Annotated in this window: 22 protein-coding genes; 11 read left to right on the plus strand and 11 right to left on the minus strand. The window is 67.4% G+C overall.

What is annotated here, in order from left to right; genetic code table 11:
- Entirely contained in the window at positions 1–1,077 is a 1,077-nt protein-coding gene (locus tag ACIA8C_RS07270; protein WP_397131892.1) for a quinone-dependent dihydroorotate dehydrogenase, read from the plus strand.
- Between the two features lie 107 nt (positions 1,078–1,184).
- On the plus strand, positions 1,185–2,177 hold the full coding sequence (locus ACIA8C_RS07275; protein ID WP_397131894.1) for a PfkB family carbohydrate kinase: 993 nt from the start codon (positions 1,185–1,187) through the stop codon (positions 2,175–2,177).
- 18 nt (positions 2,178–2,195) lie between these two features.
- Here the strand turns inward: ACIA8C_RS07275 and ACIA8C_RS07280 are convergent, their stop codons facing one another.
- Together ACIA8C_RS07280 and ACIA8C_RS07285 are read right to left on the minus strand one after the other, a co-directional pair.
- On the minus strand, positions 2,196–2,585 hold the full coding sequence (locus ACIA8C_RS07280; protein WP_397131896.1) for a hypothetical protein: 390 nt from the start codon (positions 2,583–2,585) through the stop codon (positions 2,196–2,198).
- 31 nt (positions 2,586–2,616) lie between these two features.
- The gene (locus ACIA8C_RS07285) at positions 2,617–3,069 is read right to left on the minus strand and encodes a hypothetical protein (RefSeq protein ID WP_397131898.1); all 453 of its coding nucleotides are present in this window, start codon (positions 3,067–3,069) and stop codon (positions 2,617–2,619) included.
- Between the two features lie 295 nt (positions 3,070–3,364).
- On the opposite strand from ACIA8C_RS07285, the gene ACIA8C_RS07290 reads away from it, so the two are divergent.
- The 4 genes from ACIA8C_RS07290 (at position 3,365) to ACIA8C_RS07305 (ending at position 8,436) form a co-directional block, all read left to right on the plus strand.
- Positions 3,365–4,867 (plus strand): carbohydrate kinase family protein, encoded by a 1,503-nt coding sequence (locus ACIA8C_RS07290; RefSeq protein ID WP_397131900.1) that lies wholly within the window; start codon positions 3,365–3,367, stop codon positions 4,865–4,867.
- Positions 4,864–5,784, plus strand: a complete 921-nt coding sequence (locus tag ACIA8C_RS07295; protein WP_397131902.1) for a GTP cyclohydrolase — start codon at positions 4,864–4,866, stop codon at positions 5,782–5,784. The genes ACIA8C_RS07290 and ACIA8C_RS07295 overlap by 4 nt, the downstream gene beginning before the upstream one ends.
- Positions 5,771–6,454, plus strand: a complete 684-nt coding sequence (ribA, locus tag ACIA8C_RS07300) for a GTP cyclohydrolase II RibA (protein WP_397131903.1) — start codon at positions 5,771–5,773, stop codon at positions 6,452–6,454. Before ACIA8C_RS07295 ends, ribA begins: the two co-directional genes overlap by 14 nt.
- A gap of 149 nt (positions 6,455–6,603) precedes the next feature.
- Positions 6,604–8,436, plus strand: coding sequence for an AMP-dependent synthetase/ligase (locus ACIA8C_RS07305; protein ID WP_397131905.1), 1,833 nt, complete (start codon positions 6,604–6,606; stop codon positions 8,434–8,436).
- A 126-nt stretch (positions 8,437–8,562) separates the two neighbouring features.
- On the opposite strand, the gene ACIA8C_RS07310 is transcribed toward ACIA8C_RS07305, so the two are convergent.
- From ACIA8C_RS07310 to ACIA8C_RS07320, 3 genes are all read right to left on the minus strand, one after another.
- On the minus strand, positions 8,563–9,105 hold the full coding sequence (locus ACIA8C_RS07310) for a YbhB/YbcL family Raf kinase inhibitor-like protein (RefSeq protein ID WP_397131907.1): 543 nt from the start codon (positions 9,103–9,105) through the stop codon (positions 8,563–8,565).
- A gap of 14 nt (positions 9,106–9,119) precedes the next feature.
- Positions 9,120–10,481 carry a M20/M25/M40 family metallo-hydrolase gene (locus tag ACIA8C_RS07315; protein ID WP_397131909.1) on the minus strand — a complete coding sequence of 454 codons (1,362 nt, stop codon included), beginning with the start codon at positions 10,479–10,481 and terminating at the stop codon, positions 9,120–9,122.
- A 256-nt stretch (positions 10,482–10,737) separates the two neighbouring features.
- Positions 10,738–11,892, minus strand: a complete 1,155-nt coding sequence (locus tag ACIA8C_RS07320) for a MalY/PatB family protein (protein ID WP_397131911.1) — start codon at positions 11,890–11,892, stop codon at positions 10,738–10,740.
- A 70-nt stretch (positions 11,893–11,962) separates the two neighbouring features.
- On the opposite strand from ACIA8C_RS07320, the gene ACIA8C_RS07325 reads away from it, so the two are divergent.
- From ACIA8C_RS07325 to ACIA8C_RS07340, 4 genes are all read left to right on the plus strand, one after another.
- Positions 11,963–12,457 (plus strand): Lrp/AsnC family transcriptional regulator, encoded by a 495-nt coding sequence (locus ACIA8C_RS07325; RefSeq protein WP_397131913.1) that lies wholly within the window; start codon positions 11,963–11,965, stop codon positions 12,455–12,457.
- 109 nt (positions 12,458–12,566) lie between these two features.
- The gene (locus ACIA8C_RS07330) at positions 12,567–13,316 is read left to right on the plus strand and encodes a PP2C family protein-serine/threonine phosphatase (protein ID WP_397131915.1); all 750 of its coding nucleotides are present in this window, start codon (positions 12,567–12,569) and stop codon (positions 13,314–13,316) included.
- A gap of 285 nt (positions 13,317–13,601) precedes the next feature.
- Positions 13,602–14,387, plus strand: a complete 786-nt coding sequence (locus tag ACIA8C_RS07335; protein ID WP_397131917.1) for a hypothetical protein — start codon at positions 13,602–13,604, stop codon at positions 14,385–14,387.
- Between the two features lie 80 nt (positions 14,388–14,467).
- Positions 14,468–15,610: a hypothetical protein gene (locus ACIA8C_RS07340; RefSeq protein WP_397131919.1), complete on the plus strand. Its 1,143-nt coding sequence runs from the start codon at positions 14,468–14,470 to the stop codon at positions 15,608–15,610.
- A gap of 8 nt (positions 15,611–15,618) precedes the next feature.
- Here the strand turns inward: ACIA8C_RS07340 and ACIA8C_RS07345 are convergent, their stop codons facing one another.
- The 4 genes from ACIA8C_RS07345 to ACIA8C_RS07360 all read right to left on the minus strand — a co-directional run bounded on the left by ACIA8C_RS07345 (position 15,619) and on the right by ACIA8C_RS07360 (position 18,970).
- The gene (locus ACIA8C_RS07345) at positions 15,619–16,623 is read right to left on the minus strand and encodes an LLM class flavin-dependent oxidoreductase (protein ID WP_397131921.1); all 1,005 of its coding nucleotides are present in this window, start codon (positions 16,621–16,623) and stop codon (positions 15,619–15,621) included.
- Positions 16,624–16,643: 20 nt separating this feature from the next.
- Positions 16,644–16,934, minus strand: coding sequence for an ArsR/SmtB family transcription factor (locus ACIA8C_RS07350; RefSeq protein ID WP_397131923.1), 291 nt, complete (start codon positions 16,932–16,934; stop codon positions 16,644–16,646).
- Positions 16,935–17,022: 88 nt separating this feature from the next.
- A complete protein-coding gene (locus ACIA8C_RS07355; protein WP_397131925.1) occupies positions 17,023–18,258 on the minus strand; it encodes a diguanylate cyclase domain-containing protein in 1,236 nt (411 codons plus the stop codon).
- Between the two features lie 181 nt (positions 18,259–18,439).
- On the minus strand, positions 18,440–18,970 hold the full coding sequence (locus ACIA8C_RS07360) for a CGNR zinc finger domain-containing protein (protein ID WP_397131927.1): 531 nt from the start codon (positions 18,968–18,970) through the stop codon (positions 18,440–18,442).
- Between the two features lie 38 nt (positions 18,971–19,008).
- Here ACIA8C_RS07360 and ACIA8C_RS07365 point away from each other — a divergent pair, with 38 nt between their 5' ends.
- Positions 19,009–19,965, plus strand: coding sequence for an EamA family transporter (locus ACIA8C_RS07365; RefSeq protein WP_397131929.1), 957 nt, complete (start codon positions 19,009–19,011; stop codon positions 19,963–19,965).
- A gap of 82 nt (positions 19,966–20,047) precedes the next feature.
- Here ACIA8C_RS07365 and ACIA8C_RS07370 read toward each other — a convergent pair whose 3' ends face one another.
- Together ACIA8C_RS07370 and ACIA8C_RS07375 are read right to left on the minus strand one after the other, a co-directional pair.
- Positions 20,048–20,449, minus strand: a complete 402-nt coding sequence (locus ACIA8C_RS07370; protein ID WP_397131931.1) for an ArsR/SmtB family transcription factor — start codon at positions 20,447–20,449, stop codon at positions 20,048–20,050.
- Positions 20,449–21,105 carry an SRPBCC family protein gene (locus ACIA8C_RS07375; RefSeq protein ID WP_397131933.1) on the minus strand — a complete coding sequence of 219 codons (657 nt, stop codon included), beginning with the start codon at positions 21,103–21,105 and terminating at the stop codon, positions 20,449–20,451. The genes ACIA8C_RS07370 and ACIA8C_RS07375 overlap by 1 nt, the downstream gene beginning before the upstream one ends.
- Positions 21,106–21,262: the final 157 nt, after the last annotated feature.

Genomic DNA, 21,262 nt, shown 5'->3' on the forward strand with positions numbered 1-21,262 from the left:
ATGTACGCCCTATTATTACGCCTGATGTTTCTGGTTCCGCCGGAACGCATCCACCACCTGGCCTTCGCGACCATGCGCTTGGCCGCCCGCTTCGCGCCCACCCGCTGGGTCATGACCAGAATCCTGGTCACCGACGATCCCGTCCTGCGCAACACCGCTTTCGGTATCGACTTCCCGGCGCCGGTCGGCCTGGCCGCCGGATTCGACAAAAACGCCGACGGCGTCGACACCTGGGCGCCACTAGGATTCGGTTTCGCCGAGATCGGCACCGTCACGGCACAGGCTCAGCCGGGCAATCCCGCGCCGCGACTTTTCCGGCTGCCCGCCGACCACGCCCTGATCAACCGCATGGGCTTCAACAACTTCGGTTCCGCGGCCGCCGCCGAGTATCTGCGCGGCCGCCGCGGCGACGTGCCGATCGGCGCCAATATCGGCAAGACCAAAATCGTCGAACCCGCCGATGCCGCAGACGATTACGCGATAAGCGCGGCCCTGCTCGGCCCGCTCGCCGACTTCGTCGTCGTCAACGTGAGCTCCCCCAACACCCCCGGCCTGCGCGACCTGCAGGCCGTGGAATCGCTGCGTCCGCTGCTGCGGGCGGTGCTCGACAGCGTCCAGGTGCCGGTCCTGGTGAAGATCGCCCCCGACCTGTCCGACGACGATATCGACGCCGTGGCCGACCTCGCCGTGGAACTCGGCCTGGCCGGAATCGTCGCCACCAACACCACTATTCGCCGCGACGGCCTGCGCACCCCCGCCGACGAGGTCACCGCGATGGGCGCGGGCGGCCTGTCCGGCGCCCCCGTCGCCGACCGCTCCCTCGACGTGCTGCGCCGCCTCTACCGCCGCGTCGGCGACCGCCTCGTGCTCATCTCCGTCGGCGGCATCGAAACCGCCGACCAGGCCTGGGAACGCGTGCGCGCGGGCGCCACCCTGCTGCAGGGCTACACCGGCTTCATCTACGGCGGCCCCTTCTGGACCCGCAAGATCCACCGCGGTCTCGCACAACGCTTGCGCGCCAACGGGTATCAGAACATCGCCGACGCCATCGGCGCCGAGCACACCGCCAACGCCTGAGCGCGTTCTACCCCACCCGCGAATGGTGCGGGAACGCGGCCGAACTCGCGCACCGCGGCTTATTCTGATTGGGGCACAACCACACAACCCACGCGAGGGGGCGGCGCATGGTCTCGCGGGATCAAGGCGTGCTCACCGTCGTGGGCGACGCGGTCATCGATCACATCTACCGCACCGACCGACTGCCTGCCGAAGGCGGCACGGCACACGGACGTTTCGAGGAACACTTCGGCGGCAAAGGCCTCAATCGTGCCGTCGCGGCCGCCCGTCTGGGTTTGCGGGTGCGGCTGATCAGTGCGGTCGGCGGTGACGTCGCGGGTCGGCGCATCATCCGATACCTGAACCGTCAAGGCATCGACACCGATCTGGTCAAGACAGTGGATGGCGAATCCACCCCGGTGGTGGCCGTCATCATCGCCAGCAGCGGCGCCACCGGCATCATCAGCGACAGTGATGACGCCGTGCGATTGAGCCGCGACGACCTGCGCACCGCCGCCGCCCGATCGGCGCTGACCTCGGCCGACGCGGTGCTGCTCACCTTCGAGCCACCGATTGCCGTCATCGACCAGGCATTGGGAGTGATCCGCAGAGGCCGTACCCGTCCGCGGCTACTGGTGCAGGCGACGCCGTCGACGAACTCACCGCAATACATCTCCAAGTACTTCGGCCGAATCGACTATCTGATCGGAACCCGCAGGGAGCTGGCCGAATTGGTGGCCGAGCCGGCCCGCCCACCGCACCCGTCGGTCGCCGACTTCGATATCGATGTCGCGCCCCAGCTGCTCGCGCAGGGCGTCGGAAGTGTCTGCGCCGTCGAACGATTCGAATGCAGCGTCCGATCGGCGGCGCTGAATCTCGACGTGCCACGCTCCTTCGCGGCCGTACTGGCGGACTCGCCGGGGTCCTATGCGGCGTTCAGCGCCGCCTTCGCCTATCGTCTCGTGACCGCGGGGCGCCCAGCCGATCGCGCGGACTTCGAATGGGCTACCGCCGCCATGGCGGCAACCCAGTCCTTCGGCGATGTGTCCGGCGCCATGCCACCGGTCAGCGAGATCGATCGGATCGCCCGGCTCCCAGCACGATCCGACAACCAGGAGTGACCAACTGCCGCCTGATCGTCAGCTATGCGCGTACGGCGGTTCGATGACGTGCATGCGCATCGACTGCGATCGGGGCGTCCGCCCCGGCGGCGCGGCCTCCCCCTCGGCGCGCTGACCGTGCTGCAGCCGTTGCGCCATCCGATTGGCCAGCAGTAGCAGCGCTTCTGTCCAGGACACGCCCAACAGCTCGGCGCAGGTATCGGCACGGGCCTGAGCCCGCTGGTCGTACACCGCGTGCGGGTTGCTCAGCAACTCGTCGAGTTCCATGCCCAGCCGGGCCTGCGCCTGGGTCAACAGGCGATCCGGCAGCCAGCTCAACCGCCACGCATTCGAGTTCCCGGCTTCGCGGTACGCCGACTCCGGGGTGATATCGCTGGTCATCGTCCATGCGGTGGTGTGCACAGTCATAGCTGCCTCCGGTGTAACAGATGGAGCTTGATCACGAATGCCTCCTGTCGTGCATTCGCTGGTGCAGCAACAGGGTGGCCTGCTGCACCGTGGTTCCCAGGATGTCGGCCAGCGCATCGGCCTGTTCCTGCGTCGAGGGGTCCGCGGCGAGGTCTTGACGGCCCAGCAGCTCATCCAATTCCATTCCCGCCCTGGCCTGTTCGTGGCTGAGCCGGTGCGGTAACCAGCTCAGGCGCCATGCCGGTTCCGCGCGACCCGCCACCCGCCATGCCCATTCCGGGGTGCTGCTACTCGTCATCGACCGGCTGTTCTCGTAGATCGTCACGGCTGTCTCCACCGGGGAGGAGTCGTCGCCGACCCGCATTCGGGTGTGCTGAGCTCGGCCGACCGGCGAAGCGCGGTCGGACCGATGCGGCGCTTCCTCGATGAAGCGGTGCGAGCGACGGCTGGGGCTGGCTTGGGGCGCGATGGCCGGCGAACGCACGTGGCTCGCCTAGGCCGCGACCAGGTTCGGCTCGAGGTCGGCGTCGGATCCGGTGTGCCGGTGCGGCCTTCGCCGCCGACCCTGCCTGATCAGGAGAACAACTTTCATCTCCGAGTCCCCTCCGAGGTGGCTGGGAAGCGGTATCCCGCCAAACCCAGTGTGGCATTTGCCGTATCTGACCGTCAATTGCCGTTGTAGTTTGGTAATTGACAGTTCGTCGGCTGGCTAAACGCCGTTCTTCGGCTATCGTCAGCGCGGCCCTAGATAACGACGACCAGAGAGGTTGACACCGGTCATGGTCCCGCAGGACTCGGGAGTGGTTGCCGTGCGCAATATCCTCACGCGGCTGTGCAAGCGCTCCGGCCTCAGCTCGGATCGCCTGCGCACCACCGAGATCGACGTCGCTCCGCTGCTCGATCTGCTTGCGGTGCGCCAGCATGCGCGGCGCCACGGCATCGCGCCGGAGGAGGCCGTGCTGCCGGTGGTCAAGGATCTCGCGGCACAGCTGGAGCCGACCAACCGATTGATCGCCGACGCGGAACTGTCACTGGGCCTGCTCCGCGAGACCGAAACCGCCGCAGTGGATCTCGATCGCCTCTACGCCGCCGACCTCGGCGAGCGCCGGGAATACCTCACCGAGCACTGGCGGTTGCTGCACGAAACGCTTCGCGCCGAACGGATCCCGCTCGCACCATCGGTCCGGTCGTTGCGGGCCACGCCCGAACGGCGCGCGTTCACCGCCCTGGCCGGGCTGCTGGTGAACGAGTCGGTCTACGACGCGGGATCGGTGCACCCCGCGGCCGTGATCCAGTCGCAGCCCTCGACCGAATCTCGTGCCTCAGCAACAGCTCCGGGTGTAGTGACGGTTTTCGGCGACGCCGTGATCGACCATCTCTACTTCGTCGATCACATTCCTGAGGCGGGCACCTCCACCCCAGGAAACAGCTTCGAAAAGCATCCGGGCGGCAAGGGCCTCAACCGCGCGGTCGCCGCCGCCAGACTCGGACTGCAGGTCCGGCTGATCTCGGCGGTGGGTGACGACGACGAGGGCAGGCATGTCCTCGACTACCTGCGCTCGGAAAACGTCGACACCGATCTGGTCAAGGTCGTTCCCGACGCACCGACCCCGGTGACCGCGGTGATGATCACCAGCACGGGCGCGGCGGGTCTCATCGGCTGCCGCGACGACCGAATCCGGTTGAGCGCGCAAGACTTACGCAGCGCCCGGATCCGCGCGGCCATCGCTGCCTCGGATGCCGTGCTACTGACCTTCGAACAGCCGATCACCGTCATCGAGCAGGTCATGGCACTGGTCCGGCGGCTGGATTGGCGGCCACTGCTCATGGTCCATCCGTCACCCCCGATCGATCTGCCGCAATACCTGTACCAGTACCTCGGCGTCGTCGACTACCTCGCGGGCACCAGCAAGGATCTCGCCGCCATGGTCCCCGAGGTCGCCGCCGCGTCCACCGGCGACACCGCGCAACGATTACGCGCGCTCGGCGTGCGCTCGATCTGCGCGACCGAGGACTTCCGGTGCACGGTCTGGTCGGATCGAGTCAACAGTCAGATCCCGGCCTTCCCCGCGGCGATGGAAGATTCCCCCGGTGCGCAAGCTGCCTTCGCGGCTGCCCTGGTATACCGTCTCGTCTCGACCCGCCGACCGGCCGACGAAGACGACTACATCTGGGCGACCGCGGCGATGGTGGCTACGCAGTCGTTCGGGGACGTACCCGGAGCCATGCCACCGGTCAGCGAGATCGACCGCATCGTCAGACTTACTTCGGAGGAGCATTGACCATATCCCTGGCCCACCTTGCCGACACCGATCACCGGTTCACGCGTAAGGCGAATGATCTGCGGGTCAGGGTGCTCGAGCTCGATGACGCCGGCGAACGAGGCCACCTGTTGGTCTTCGGTGACATCGCCGACGGCTGCCTGGTTCGGATCCATTCGCGGTGCCTCTACGGCGAGGTGCTCGGCTCCGACGATTGCGATTGCGGCCCCGAGCTCAGTGTCGCGCTCGATCGCATTCAGGCCGCGCGCTCCGGCGTCCTGGTCTATCTCGAGCAGGAGGGCCGCGGCGCCGGGCTCATCGCGAAGGCGCGCGGCTATCGGCACAGCGAACTCTGCCACACCGACAGCTTCACCAGCTACCGGGAATTGGGATATCCCGTCGACGCCAGAACCTATATGGTGGCGGCGCGCGGGCTGCTCGGTCTCGGATTGAGTTCGGTTACCCTGCTCACCAACAACCCAGCCAAGGTCGAAGCGCTGGAGGCCGCAGACCTCACAGTCGTTGTCGCGCCGCTGATCACGCCGGTCCGCAGCGAACGGGCCCTCGCCTATTTGGAAGCCAAACGCGTGCACCGCGGGCACACCATCCCGAGTACCGGACTGCCCTGGCGCACACTGCCGGAAACACCTGCCCTGCCGATACCTCGTCCCGTGCGCCCGCTGCCGAGCCGCGAATTCGTCGCGGTGTCCACGATCGCAGTGCTGCTCGTCCTGCTCGCCGTTGTCGGTCAAGCCGGGATCGCGGCAGTGGGCGCCCTTGTCGCGGTCGCGGTGGCGAGCGGTTGGGCGTTGCGAAAACGCCCGGACGCGGCACGAACCGTAAGCGCAATCCCCGCAACGCTTTTCCCGTTACCGCTGGCGCAGCCCCGAAATGACCAGAAGATCCAGGCCCCGGAGGAAGCACTTGACCACTGCTGAATGGGATCTCGCCGAAACCGGGCACCGCTTGCTTCGCAGGGGCCACGATCTGCGAGTCCGGGTCATGGAGCTACCCGCGGAGCACGACGGCGGACATGTGCTGATCTTCGGTGAGCCGACCGACGGCTGCCTCGTCCGAATCCATTCCCGCTGCTTGTACGGCGACGCGTTACAGACCGACGACTGCGATTGCGGCCCCGCGCTCGAGAAGGCCATGGACTTCATTCAGGCGGCGGGCAGCGGAATTCTGATCTACCTCGAGCAGGAGGGTCGCGGCGCCGGGCTGGTCAACAAGGCGCGCGGCCTGCGGACCAGCCAGGGCCATCAGGTGGATACCTTCCGCAGCTATGCGATGCTCGGCCTGCCCGAGGACGCGCGGCGCTACGAGCAGGCGGTCGCGGCACTCGAGCGGCTCGGGCTGAAGTCGGTCCGGCTCATGACGAACAATCCCGATAAAGTGCGCGCCGTACGGGCGGCCGGGATCAAGGTAACCGTGCGCTCCCTGCACACGCGGCCGCGCAGCACGCGGGCGCGGGCTTACCTCGAGGCGAAACGACTCGTCGGGCACACGCTCCCCAGAAACGATGGCCGCCTGGCTGATCTGGCCGCGATTCGGCTGTGGCTGCGCAGCGGATGGTTCGCCATGCGGCGGTGGTGGGACGGCCGGTAAGTTGCGGCTAACGCCGGTCGCCGGCCCAGCGTCTGGCTACCATGAGTGAGCCGCGCCACTCCTGGCGCGCATGACCCCTCGGGTCTCGAACCGCCCGCGTGCGGCCGCCGTCAGGCGCGGTTCATTGCATGGATATCAGGAACAGGGATATGACGACGACAGACATCGGCTATTCGCACAAATCGGGCAAAACGGTCTACACGGTGCCGGAGGCGTTCCAGGAAACCTTGACGGTCCGGCCCGAGCAGGTGGCGTTGCGGACGGTCGGCGCGACGCTGCAGATCACCTGGCGGCAATACGGCGAGCGGGTGCGCGCGATCGCGGCGGGCCTGGCCGAACTCGGCGTCGGGCGCGGCGACACCGTCGGCATCATGCTCACCAACCGGCCCGAGTTCAACCTGGTCGACACCGCCGCGCTGCACCTGGGCGCCACCCCGTTCTCGATCTACAACACCAGCTCGTCCGAGCAGATCGCCCACCTGTTCACCGACGCGGCGAACAAAGTCGTTGTGACAGAACAGGTTTTCCTGGACAAGGTCACCGGCGCCGGTATCGATCTCGCACACATCGTCCTGGTCGACGGACCCGCCGCGGGCACCATCAGCCTCGACGAGGTCGAGGCGAACCCGGCCGCCGACTTCGATTTCGACGCGACCTGGCGCGCGGTCCAGCCCGACGACCTGGCCACCCTGATCTACACCTCGGGCACCACGGGCCCGTCCAAGGGCGTCGAGGTGACCCACCGCAACGTGCTGGCTCAGGTGATCGCGCTGGTCAACGGTCCGCTGCCGGTCGGCCTCGACGACAGGGCGGTGTCCTACCTGCCCGCCGCGCACGTCGCCGACCGCATCTCCTGCCATGCGATGAACCTGACCACCGGCGTCCAGGTGACCACCGTGCCGGACCCGCGCGAGGTCGCCGCCGCATTGCCCGACGCCCGCCCGACCACCTTCTTCGGCGTGCCCCGGGTGTGGCAGAAGATCAAGGTGGGCATCGAGGCCAAGCTCGCCGCCGAGCCGAGCGGGGTGAAGAAGGCGCTCGCCTCCTGGGCCATCGAGACCGGAATGGCCGCTGCCCGAGCCGATCTCGCGGGCAAGGGCCGCAGCCCGATCCTCGCCGTGCGACACAAACTGGCCGACGCGCTGGTGCTGTCGAAGCTGCGGCACGCGATGGGCTTGGCCGAACTGCACGTGCCCGCCTCCGGTGCCGCGCCGATCCCGGCGGAAACCCTCGAATACTTTCTCGGCCTAGGCTTCCCGATGAGCGAGGTGTGGGGCATGTCGGAAACCACCGGTGTCGGCACCTTCACCGAGAAGACCAAGCCGCGCCCCGGCTCGGTCGGCCGCCCGGTCGACGGCATGGAACTGCGCCTGGACGCCGACGGTGAAGTCCTGGTGCGCGGGCCCATCGTGACCCGCGGCTACCGGAACATGCCGGAGCAGACGGCCGAGGCGATCGACGACGACGGCTGGCTGCACACCGGCGACATCGGCACCCTCGACCCCGACGGCTACCTGCGCATCGTGGACCGCAAGAAGGAACTCATCATCAGCGAGGCGGGTAAGAACATCGCGCCGAGCAATGTCGAGAACGCGGTGAAGGCCGTCTCCTCGCTGGTCGGTCAGGTCGTCGCGCTCGGCGACGCCAAGCCATACATCGCCGCGCTCATCGTGCTCGACCCAGACGTTGCGGCGTTGCGCGCCAAGGAATTCGACGCCACCGACGCCGACGTGGCAACGCTGGCGGCCCGGAAGGAGATCGTCGACGAGGTACTCGCCGCGGTACAGGCGGGCAACGTCAAACTGTCCCGCGTGGAACAGATCAAGCGCTTCACCATCCTCGGCGCCGCCTGGGAGCCGGGCGGCGACGAACTGACCCCGAAGATGTCCCTCAAGCGCCGCCCCATCGCCGCCAAATACGCCCCCGAAATCGCCGCCCTGTACGCGAAAGAACCGTCGGCCACAGTCATCACCGTCAAATAACCGACCGAAGGCGCCCTTCACCCCGTCTGAACGGATGAAGGTCGCCTTCGGTCGGCAAGCCCGCATCGAGTGAAGGGCACCTTCGGTCGGTCTGGCGTGCTGAAGGTGGCCTTCGGTCGGACGGGTCTACTTCTGCTCGTAGGTGCCGATAATGGTCGCGCGGGCGATGGCGTGCGAGAACAGGTTGAAGCCGAGGTAGGCGGGCGTGGCGGAGTCGTCGAATCCGAGGCTTTCCACGTCCACCGCGTGCACCACGATGAAGTAGCGGTGGTAGCCGTGTCCGGGCGGCGGTGCCGCGCCGACGAATCCGGCGAACCCGGCGTCGTTGCGCAGCGAGACCGCCCCGGTCGGCAGCGCCCCGCCCTCTTCGCCGCTGCCCGCGCCGCTGGGCAGCGAGGTCGCGCCCAGCGGAATGTCGGCGATCGCCCAGTGCCAGAACCCGGCCGCCGTCGGCGCGTCCGGGTCGTACACGGTCACCGCGAAACTTTTTGTCTCCGTAGGGAATCCGGACCAGGACAGTTGCGGCGAGATGTCCTTGCCGCCCGCGCCGAAGACACCGCTGACCTGATCGTTGCCGAGCGGCTGACCGTCGGTGACATCGTCGGAGGTCAGCGTGAACGACGGCAGCTGCGGCAGCGCCTCGTAGGGATTGTAGGAATAGTCGGGCACGGATTGTCCTTTCGTCAGCTGTTCAGCAGGAAGTGTTCCAGCACCCGGGTGCCGAATTCGAGCGCTTGCACCGGAACTCGTTCGTCGACACCGTGGAACAGCGCGGTGAAGTCGAGTTCCGGCGGCAGCTGCAGCGGCGCGAAACCGAAGCAGCGAATACCCAAGCGGGCGAAGGCCTTCGCGTCGGTGCCGCCGGAGAGCATGTAGGGCACGGTACGGCCCTGCGGATCGTGCGCGAGGATCGCGTCGTTCATCGCGTCGACCAGGTGACCGTCGAATGTTGTTTCGTACGAGTCGAGTTTGGTGATCCACTCGCGCTCGACGTCCGGGCCGATCAGCTCGTCCACCTCGCGCTCGAACGCCGCCTGCCGACCGGGCACCACCCGGCAGTCGATCACCGCCTCCGCGGTCTGCGGAATCACGTTCGCCTTGTACCCGGCCTGCAGCATGGTCGGATTCGCCGTATCACGCAGTGTCGCACCGATAATGCGGGAGATGGTGCCGAGCTTGGCCAGCTGGCCCTCGATGTCGGGGCTGGCCGGATCGAACTCCAGCCCGGTCTCCTCGGAGACGGCGGCCAGGAACTCGGTCACCGAATCCGACATCACCACGGGGAAGGTGTGTTTGCCGAGCCGCGCGACCGCGGCGGCCAGAATGGTGACCGCGTTGTCCTCGTGCAGGAACGAGCCGTGACCCGCACGGGCCTTGGCGCGCAACCGCATCCAGCCGAGCCCCTTCTCGGCCGTCTCCACCAGATACAGCCTGCGCTCGGTGCCGTCCGGCCGGGGCACCGTCAGCGAGAAACCGCCGACCTCGCCGACCGCCTCGGTGATCCCCTCGAACAGGTCCGGCCGGTTGTCAACCAGCCACTGCGACCCCCACTTGCCGCCGTTCTCCTCGTCGGCCAGGAAGGCGAACACGATATCGCGCGGCGGCACCGTGCCCTCGAGCTTGAACTGGCGGGCGATCGCCAGCATCATGCCGACCATGTCCTTCATGTCGATGGCGCCGCGCCCCCAGACGTAGCCATCGCGCACCGCGCCCGAGAACGGGTGCACACTCCAGTCGGCCGCCTCGGCGGGCACCACATCGAGGTGCCCGTGCATCATCAGCGCGCCCCGGCTCGAATCGGCACCCTTCAGCCGCGCGAACACATTCCCGCGCCCCGGCGCGCCCGACTCCACATACTCGGTCGTATATCCGGCCTGGTGCAGTTGCTCGGCCACCCATTCCGCGCACTCGCGCTCCCCCTTGGTGGTGGCCAGCTCGCCGGTGTTGGAGGTATCGAACCGGATCAGCGCGCTGACCAGGTCCACCACCTCGTCGACGGCATGAGAGCTGCTGTTGGGGACTGATCCTTCGACAGTTGTGGACACGTACCCTTTCCTACCACCTGTGCCGACCCGCGCCGTCCACTCCCTCCCGCCGCGACGCACAGTGCGACCGGGACGACACAGCGTACGTCGCCGATCGCCGAGTCCGCAGGGGTCAGCATCACGGTGATCACAACACCGAACTGCCATGCACCGCCTTCCGCCACCCTCGGACGGTGACGTCTGTGCCTCCGGCGACGACCCCTCGACGTCCTCGACGGCACCGACGTTGTGGTCGTGCCCGAATGACTTGCGCCGGTTAGCGGTTGCGCACCGCGTCGCGCAGCCGCCCGAGCATGTCCTCGAGGACGGGTGGGAAGGTCGCGAAGTTGAGGCGCGTGAACCCGGTACCGCCGGGGCCGAAGTCGGGGCCGGGCAGGAGCCGGACTTTCGCGTGTTCCAGGAAGAAGGGCGCGGGATCCTGGTCCAGCTCGAGCGCACGGCAATCGAGCCACGCCAGGTAGCCCGCCTCGGGGCGGTGGAAACGGATGCCGGGCGGCAACGACTTGGCGACGAGGTCGCGATTGCTGGTCAGCGTCTGCCTGGTCGCCGCCAGCCACGCCGCACCTTCCTGCCACGCGGTACAGGTCGCGAGCACACTCAGCGCGCTGACCTGTCCGTATATCAGCGGTGGTTGCGCGTCCAATGCCGCACGGACCCTGCGGTCCCCGACGTGGGCGACGCAGCACCGCAGGCCCGCCAGATTGAAGGCCTTGCTCGCGGAGTTGAGCGTGACTGTGCGCCCGGCGATTTCGGGGCCGAGCGAAGCGATCGGAATGTGCCTGCGCCGTTCGTGCGTGAGCTCGGAGTGGATTTCGTCGGAGACCACGAAAAGATCATGCCGACAGGCGATCTCCGCGATGGCCGATAGCTCGTCTGGATCGAACATGTGCCCCGTCGGGTTGTTCGGATTCACCAGAATCAGGGCGCGACAATCGTTCCGGTCGATATCCTCGGCCATCCGGTCGACGTCGAAGCGCCAACCATCGTCCCCGGCGATCATCGGAATCGGGACCAGCCGCCGTCCCGTCACCTCCAGTGTCCGCAAGAACGGCGGGTAGGCGGGCGTGTGCACGGCGACCGCGTCGCCCGGCCGGGTCATGAGTTGCAGCACGATCTGCAGCACCTGAATGAGCTCGGTGAAGACGTACACGTCATCCGGATCGATCGTGAAGTCGTACCGGTCACGCATTCGATTCGCGAAGGCCTCCTGCAGGGGGTTGCGATCGGGCCGGTCGTCCCACGCCGGGTAACCGAGGTCACCGTCGGCGGCCCGCCGCAACACCGCGCGCACCGGGTCCGGCACCGGAAAGTCCATGTCCGCTATCCAGCCCGGCAGCACGTCCGCCCCGGCCCGCGCCCACTTGATGCCAACCCGCTGCCGGAGCACCTCGATATCGACCAGATCGTTCATGAGCTGAACACTAGAAGCAAGACCACCGAATGCGATTGACAGTTTTCCCGCTCGCACGCAAGAATCTTGCGTGAGCGTTCTACCGTTAGATGACATCGACCACCGGCTACTCGAGCTAGTACAGGTCGACGCGACCCGGCCCCTGCACGAACTCGGCGACCGAGTCGGCCTCTCCCCCAGCGCCGTTCAGCGCAGGCTCACCCGGCTCCGCACCGGCGCGGTGATCACCGCGGAGGTCGCCGTGATCGACCCGCGCGCCGTCGGCATGGGTTTGACCACCGTGGTGCTCGTCGAACTGACCGAGGACGACACCGATCACTACCTCGCCTTCTGCGACCGCATGCTCGCCGAACCCGCCGTCCAGCAGTGCTATTCCGTTGTGGGCCAGTGGGATTACGTGGCGGTGCTGATCACCGAAGACCTCGCCGCCTATCGGCGCCTCTCGAATGATCTCTTCGTCGGGGACAAATCCGTGCATCGGTACGAGACGCTGCCGACCTATGAGCGGATCAAAGCCCAACTCGCCGTGCCGTTGTCGCCATCGCGGCAAGAGACCAAACCGTAATGACCTTCACAGGAACTGCACGGCAAACCGTTGCCGACGGCACGGCTTCGGGCGGTTTACTGGAATAGTGCCGATCGGCACGCGACGGTCCCGACAAGGAGGTCAGGCCATGTGCTCGGCACCCGTCACCGATGGCCCCGATCCCGAAGTAGTGCGCCTCACCGGCACCACCTGGGAGTCGTTGAGCAGGCGCGGTTCTCGCTCGCTCAACGCCGATGCCGCAGCGGCCGTTACCGATCCGGGCACCGGGCGCACCGCGTTCGTCGTCGCCGACGGCATCGGCGACCACCTGGCCGCCGCCAGGGCGTCACGCACCGCCGCGGAGGTCGCCGCCCGCATCGGCGCTCGCGCCGGAGCGCACGCGGGAATCCTTGCCGCCCAACGGGAACTACTGCGCCAGTTCCCGCAAGCCGAGGCGGACAGCGTCCTCGTGGTCGCCGTGCTGCCGTCCGCGGGCAAGCCCGACGGACCATGCGACATCGCCTGGGTCGGCGACTGCCGCGCCTATCGCTGGAACGGGCGCGTCCTGCACCAGATCACCACCGACCACACCGTCGCCGAGTACTGGCGAGCCCGCGGCCTCGGCCCGCCGCCGCGCCTCGACCACATCGTCTTCACCTCGGCCCGCACGGTGCGCCCCGCCGACATCGGCACCGCGGCCACCGGGTCCAGTACCGGCAGGCTGCTGCTGAGCACCGATGGCGTGCACAAGCGCCTGGACATGGCCGCCATCAAGGCGATACTCGCCGACGAGCAGTCGCCGGCGATCGCTGTCGACACCCTGGTGGACAGCGCACTGCGGGCGGGCGGAACAGACAACACCACCGCCTTGGTCGCCGACTGCCGCCCCCTCACCTGACCGCGCGCCGAAGCGGTCCTCGCGCACCGGCATACCTCGCTCTGGACAGTGCACCCAAGCCGAAGTTCCTCAAAATAGATCGCCTGAGAACTTCTATTTGCTGCAAATTCGCTTCGCTTATCGATAGATGATCACACTTCGGTAACGTCGCCAACTACGGACGCGTGACCAGGGCTAATCTTCGATCGTTGCTGTTCTAATATGCCAATGCCGGGGTTGCCTCGGCCGATCAACCATGCACTCGGAAATCAGTTGTACCGACTTTGCCCGGGAAAGTGGACCGAGATGGCTCAGGAATTGCTCGTCGGGATCTGTGCCGCCGTGATCGCGGTGGGATTTTTGGTTATCGGGGACCGGGTTCGCCCGAAATCGTGGCGGCAGAGTAGCGACGAATCGTCCAGCCACCTCGCGCTGGACCTGGCCAAGACGATCTTCACCGCGGTGCTCGCGTTCGTCTTCGTGGCCTGCTGGAACCAGAACCAGAACGCGTACAACCACACCATCACCGAGTCGAAGGGGCTCGTCGATACCCACTTGGCCATCCACGCGATGCCGGGACCCGACCAGCAACGAATCCACGACAAGATCATCGCCTACACCGACGACGTCCTCACCAAGGAGTGGCCGGTGATGGAGCGCGACAGCCGGCTCGACGAGTCCACCGGGAAGGCACTCGACGCACTGCGCGACGCCGTGATATCGGTGCGGTCGCAGGATCCGGTCGTCATCGAGGCGCGGGTCCGCGCGCTGGCCGGTATCGACCGGGTGACCCAGGCGCGCCACGATCGCGCCATCGACGCCTCCCGCACTATCCCCCAATTCCTTTACATCGCACTGTGTTTCGGTGCGGTCCTGGTGTTGCTGAACCCAGTGCTGACCGGCATGCTGGTCACCCGGCGCAGCCTCGCGATGACCGCGTTACTCGGCGTCGTGATCGGCTCGTCACTGCTGGCCATCCACGACCTGGAGCGACCGTTCTCCGGAGCTCTGGGCATCCCGACAGACGCGTTCACCTATGCCCAGTCGCAGTACGAGCAGAGCACGCCCGGACCCGCGACCCACAACGAATGAGACTACCGCGGATCAGGTCCGGTGGCGCCGCGCCGCGAATGACAAGGGGCGCACGAGGATTGGTTGTGGTGAGCGCGTGCGTGCCTGCGGCAGTGTTCTTCGGCGGGCGATCCGCCGCCGAAGAGATGATCCTGGGGCCGCCACCCACCGCCGATGTCACGACCGAAAGCACTGCCCCCTCGGACATGTCCGACGTCTCGACCGAAGGTTCAGTGCCACAAAATGTTTCGACCGGCCCCGCCGACTCGCTGGGGATTCCTTACGGAAAGGCACCCCAGGCGGACACCCCCGCGCGAAACGCGCCGCCACCAAACGCCCCCGCCGGAAACGAGCCTCCGCCAGATGTCCCGACCGGAAAGACCCCGCCGCAAGGCGCCCCGGCCGAAGACACCGCCACGCCGGACGTCCCCGCCGAAAGCGCCGTGCCGCCCAATGTTTCGACCGGCAGCGCAATCACGCCGGATGCCTCGACCGGGAGCGCGTTCATACCGGACGTCTCCTCCGGCAGCACATCCGACCGCGGGTTGCTGGCTCTCGAACCGCCGAAACCGCCCACCGCGAGCGGAAAGCTCGATATCGGCAGCTCCGCCGACAACGAGACCGGCGAAACTCCGACCTCGGCAACACCAGCCGCCGTCGGCCCCGCCGCACTCGGCCTCGACAGCGGCAGCGTCATGACAGCGTGCGCGGGCAGCGCCGTAGCCGGTGGCGCGCTGCTGTTCCTCGGCTCGGCCGCAGGCTCCGGCCTGATCGGACCGGGCATGCTCGCCCCGCCGTGGTGGGCGGTGGTCGGCTCCGCCGGTTCCGCGGTGATCCCACCCGGCTTCGGCTCGAGCGGCTCAGCCCTCGGCAGCGCCGCCGTCGGCAGCGCGGTCACCGGCAGCGCGGTCCTGACCTGCCTGCTCGCCCTCTCCACCGTGCCGACCCCGCCCGTCCCCACCTTCCCGCTCTTGATCCCGCCGTCGATACTGCCCGCGCTGCCGTTCCCGTTCCTGCCGGTGGCCGCACCCATCGCCGGCGCCGATGCCGAATCGGCCGCTGGGCCAGGGCGATTCGTCGTCGCGGCAACGCCTCCCGCCGCCGCCGAAGACGAGACCGCTTCGGGCACAAACCCGCTCGCCTTCAATACCCTCGAGATCGTGATCCTGCTCGTCATGCTCATCATCGTCACCCATCAAGGCACGGCCGAGGCGACCAAGAAGCGACCGCCGCGCCCGAATTGACCAGGTGGCTAGCCGACGTGCACAGCGGCCGCCATGGCGGCGCCGGTGAGCTCGACCGAGCGCACCCGGTCGTCGATCCGCGTGGCCTGGTGGGCGAGGATGAGCTCGTCGGCCTGAATGTCCGCGGCGAAATCGTCAAGGTAGGCAACGACTTCGGCGGGTGTGCCGACCGCGGTGTACTGGGTCATCGACGCGAGCTGACGGCCGTTCGGCGAGGCAAGGAACGCGTCGATCTCCGCATCGCTGTAGTCGACATCGGCGGCGCCACGCTTGATGAACATCCGTGCCCGGTTGCGCCAGGCAATCGCCTTCTGCGCCAACGCATCCTCGCGGTCATCGGCGGCGAACACATTGACCGCGGCCATCACGTACGGCTCGGCCAACTGCTCGGACGGCTGGAAGCCGTCGCGGTAGACGGCGACCGCCTGGTGCAGCGCATCCGGTGCGAAGTGCGACGCGAAGGCGTACGGCAGCCCGAGCTGAGCGGCGAGCTGGGCACCGAACAGCGAGGAGCCCAGGATGTACAGCGGCACAACCCCTTCCGCCCGCGGCACGGCCTGTACGCCGGAAATCCGCGACTGCCCGGTCAGATACCCCTGCAACTCCAGCACGTCCTGCGGGAACGAGTCCGCCGAGGACGGGTTGCGGCGCAGCGCGAGCATGGTCTTCTGGTCGCTGCCCGGCGCCCGTCCCAGCCCGAGGTCGATGCGCCCGGGGAACAGCGTCTCCAGGGTGCCGAACTGTTCCGCGATCACCAGCGGCGAGTGGTTGGGCAGCATGATGCCGCCGGAGCCGAGCCGGATGGTGTCGGTGTGCGCCGCGATATGCCCGATCAGAACGCTCGTGGCACTGGACGCGATCGAGCCCATGTTGTGGTGCTCGGCGTACCAGACGCGCCGGTAGCCGCTGCGTTCGGCGGCCTGCGCCAGGGCGACGCTGTTGCCGAAGCTGTCGCGCGCGGACTGACCTGGCGCGATCACCGCCAGGTCGAGGATGGACAGAGCAGTCGACATAGGACGTTGCCTTTCGTAGGTCAGAGAACGCGATGCAGTTGTTCGGTGAAGGCGCGGATGCGGGCGTCGTCGCGGCGGTAGTAGATCCACTGCCCGCGCCGGGTACCGGTGAGGAATCCCGCTCGTTGCAGGATCGCCAGGTGCGCCGAGATGGTCGACGCCGAAGTACCCGCCTTCTGCTGGATGAGTCCGGCGCACACACCGAGTTCGGCGGTCTCCCCACGCTGCGGGAAGTGCACGTCCGGCTCCTTGAGCCACTCCAGCACGCGCAACCGGGTCTCGTTCGCCAGCGCTTTGCACTCGTCGAGCACACCCACCACCCTTCGGCATTTCGCTAATTAACGAACTTACGCCGCACCGGCCTGCCCGGCACCATGACACTGCTCACTGCGGTTCAGGTCAACTATGTGGTCCGGGCGAGGCGCTGGGCAATCCGATCTCGTCGGTGGTCGCCGCAGGGTGGATCTCGGGTACACCGGAGGGTTTGCGCCGCGGGCGGGCCGGGGGCGGCTCGTCCTTGCCCGCGATCGCGACGGCGTTGCCACCTCGGCGCTTCGCCCGGTACATCGCCGAATCGGAGCGACGCAGCAGTCGGCGGTAGGCGGCCAGGTCGTAGGGGTTGTCGGAACGCGTCCCCTCGAGGACCGCGATGCCGACGCTGGCGGTGATCGCCACCGGCAGATCGGGCATGGACTCGATCGCACCGCGCAGCCGTTCGCCGACAGCGGCGGCGTCTTCGCGCAGACAGCCGACGATCACGAACTCCTCGCCGCCGGTGCGCGCGATGAGCGCGTCGGATTCCACCGCCTCGCGTAATCGCTGCGCCGTCCGCGTCAGCACCTCGTCGCCGAACGGATGACCGAACGTGTCGTTGACGGCTTTGAATCGGTCCATGTCCAGCGTCGCCACGTAGGCCGACTCGCGACGGCAATGCACGATGTGCGAGGACAGGTAGGTATCGAGGCCGCGGCGGTTCAACAGTCCGGTCAGCGGGTCCGACTGGGCATCCGCCCGCAGCAGCCAATGACAGAACTGCACGAACGGCAGCATCACGCCCACCACGACGAGCATGACGAGAACGACCGCGATGCCGAGGGCGAGGTCTTCACGGCTCCGATCCGCCTGCTGACTGCGGGTGGCATCGGCCAACTCGCCGCGGAACATCAGAAACGCGAGCACGATGCTCGTCAGTATGGTCCACCCGACATGCAATGCCAGGACCCTCGGACCGTGGAACACAGTGACGTACGCGCCCATCGCCGTCAGCAGCACAACACCCAGAACTCCGACGACGCGATCGTGCACCAGCAAATCGTTGGCGGTGGTGTCGATATCGAAAAGCACGATCCAGATGATCGACTCGGTTTCGCGTGGCCACGGTAAAAACCACCAGCGCAACGTCCACAACCCGGCGACGGTCGCCTCGACGCCGCCCTGCACGTCGCCGACCCACCCGGCGACATCACCCTGCGCCACCGAGGCGAGCACCGCGATCAGCAGCATCACCAGCCCACCGGCACCCAGCATGAATTTGAATCGACCGAGCGCACCGTGCGATTCGAACGTCTCGACCAGACCGCGGTAATCGACCGGGTCGCGCCACCACGTCCGGAACATCGATCGGTCGCCGGTCAATGAATTACCGCCTTTGGTCGACAACGGACCCGGGCGTTCGCCCGGGATCTCCCCTGGTCATCCAGCTTGGCGTGCAAATTGACAGTAAAACGGGTGTTCCGATCGCGCAATGTGAGATCAGCACACTATCTATTTCGGTACGAAACGCCTATTCTAGCGTTCCATTCCGCCGCTCGCGCGCTCATTTCTTCCTGGCCCGGTAGGCCGCCACGGCATTGCGGTTTCCGCATGCGGTGCTGCAATAGCGGCGGGATCGGTTGCGGGACAGGTCGAGCACGATGCCCTCGCACGTACTGTCCGCGCAGATGGACAATCGGTTCAGCTCATCGGTGCGGATCAGGTCGATCAACGCCATCGCCGTCTCCACCGCGATCCGCACCGGGAATGGCGCCTCCGGCGGCACCGCGTGAATGTGATAGTCGACGTCGCCGTGCCGGACGAGTTGCGGCACCGCGCGATGGCGCGCCAGGGTCTCGTTCACCAGCCGCGTCGTCGTGTCGCGATCGCTGGTGAACATTCGGCGCAGCGGCGCACGCAGCGCACGCACCGCGGCGAGCTCGTCGGCGTCCCCGGTGTGCACGCCGGTGTAGCCGTGCTTGCCGAAAAACGCTGCGAGCTGGTCGGTTTCGGTCAGCGTGTCCGGCTCCTCCGCCGAATTGACCAGCTCAACCGCAGCCACCAGCGACTCCTCGGTGTCATGAGCAAAAATCATGTTGACATATTACAATCCCGGCCATAGCGTCATTACCCATGGCTACGATGACCCATGACATTGCCGCTCAGCGACTCCGCTCCGGGCTGATCCTCGCGGTGCTGTCCGCGTCGTCGTTTGGACTCTCCGGTTCGCTGGCCCGCGGCCTGATGAACGCGGGCTGGAGCGCCGCGGCGGTCGTGGCGGTCCGCGTGCTGGTGGCCGCCGTCGTGGTCATGCCGATCGCGGTGCGGCAGCTGCGCGGCGATTGGCAACTGTTGCGCCGCAACGCATCCCTGATCACCGCGTACGGACTGGTCGCCGTCGCCGGTACCCAACTGGCGTACTTCAACGCGGTCGCCCACATGGCGGTCGGCGTTGCGTTGCTCATCGAATACACCGCTCCGATAGCCGTGGTCGGCTGGCTGTGGGTGCGGTATCGCGAACGCCCCGGGGCCGCGACGGTCGCCGGTGCCGCACTCGGGATCACCGGTTTGTTCCTGGTCATCGACCTGCGCTCGGGCCTGTCCACCAGCTGGGTCGGCATCGCCTGGGCGCTCGCCGCGATGATCGGCGCAGCCGGCTACTTCGTGCTCTCGGCGCACGGTGACGGCTCGCTGCCGGGCACCGTGCTGGCCGCGGGCGGACTCCTCATCGGCGGACTCGCCCTGCTCGCCGCGGGCGCGGTCGGCATCGTCCCGCTGCACGCGACGACAAACCCGGTCGTCTTCCAGCACTTCACCGTCCCGTGGTGGCCGCCGATCCTGGCGCTCGGCATCGTGACCGCCGCCGTGGCCTACGTCTCCGGCATCGCAGCCACCCGCCTGCTCGGCTCCCGGCTCGCTTCCTTCGTCGCCCTCTTCGAAGTCCTCGCCGCACTCCTCTTCGCCTGGGCACTACTCGGCGAGGCCCCTCGCGTCATCCAATTACTCGGCGGCGCACTAATTCTCGGCGGCGTCATCGTCGTCCGACGTGGCGAGCCCGACACCACAGAACTCCCAGCGACCGCACCCTAGCCTCCTCGACACGCACACACCCGACCGAAGGCGCCCTTCATACGCCGAGACAGGGTGCAGGGCGCTTCGGTCGGATGAGGACTCAGGCGGGGCGAGCGTCGCCGGTGGACTCCTCGGAACGGCCCGGCTTGGCCGCCCGGCGAGCCCGTTGGCCGCGTGCGACCTCGGTCGCCAGGGCATCGAGCGGCTGAGCGAACGGCGCCAGCGGGTCGACCAGCGCGGCCAGCCAAGACTGTGCCTCCCCCACCCCTTCGGAATCGAGGGCGTAGACGCGCCGAGTTCCTTCGGCACGGACACGCACCAGCCCGGCGTCGCGAAGCACCTTCAGATGTTGCGAGACACCAGGCTGCGAGATGCTCGTAAATCGTTGCACGGCAGCGACAACCGCGCCCGCCGACTGCTCGCCGTTCGCCACCAGCTCGAGGATGTATCGGCGAACCGGATCGCCGAGCGCCTCGAAGATATTCTCGCGAGAAGCCGTCATCAGGACTGCGGGCCGTCCTCGGACTCGACCGTGTAGAAGGTGATCGTTCGCTGCGCGGCCGCGTGCGCCGCGCCCGGCTCGTCACCGTCGGCGACGGCCGCGTCCGCCCAGCCGCGCGCCGCCGTTTCGACGAACACCAGCCCCTCAGGCGTCGCCGGAAAGGCCAGCCCTTCGGCCGAGTCCACCGCGGCACCGGTCGCCAGGTGCAGGCCGAGCGCCATCAGGCCGAGGTCCCAGCCGACACCGACCGCGCCGGGACCGTACTGATCCCAGAATTCGGGAACGACGGGCGCCTCATGGGCCAATTCCAGTTGCGTGCCTTCGTCATTGGCGGTCAGGGTGATCGTCACCCACGACAGCTGCGGGCCCATTTCCCAGGTGATCGCGAACCGCTCCGGCACGTCGCACTCCTGCACAACTCCACCCGCGTTGCCCTCGGTCTGGAAGTGGCCACCCACTTTCAGCTCGCCACTCACCGGCAGGAACCATCGCGGTATCCGCTCGGCATTGGTCAGCGCGTCCCACAGGTCGGCCTGGTCGGTGCCGTAGGTCCGGCGGGCGATGGCGATCCTGGTCGGCGCGCCGTCGCGGGATCCGGTGCGGACCTCGCGCACGACAAGCCCGGCGATAGCGGCAGGGTGGGTGAGCAGGGGCATTGACATCCTCCTTGTATAAGTTCGCACTTATACTAGTCGATATCGGCCGCACCGCACAGACCGCATTGTGATCGATCACAGCTACCGAAGGGCCGCCCCGTCCTCTTCTCACAAATTGGCAGGTAAACACCGCAAACGGCAACCGCATAGCTAGTGT

The sequence above is a fragment of the Nocardia sp. NPDC051321 genome (genome assembly GCF_044455225.1).
Classification (GTDB): Bacteria; Actinomycetota; Actinomycetes; order Mycobacteriales; family Mycobacteriaceae; genus Nocardia.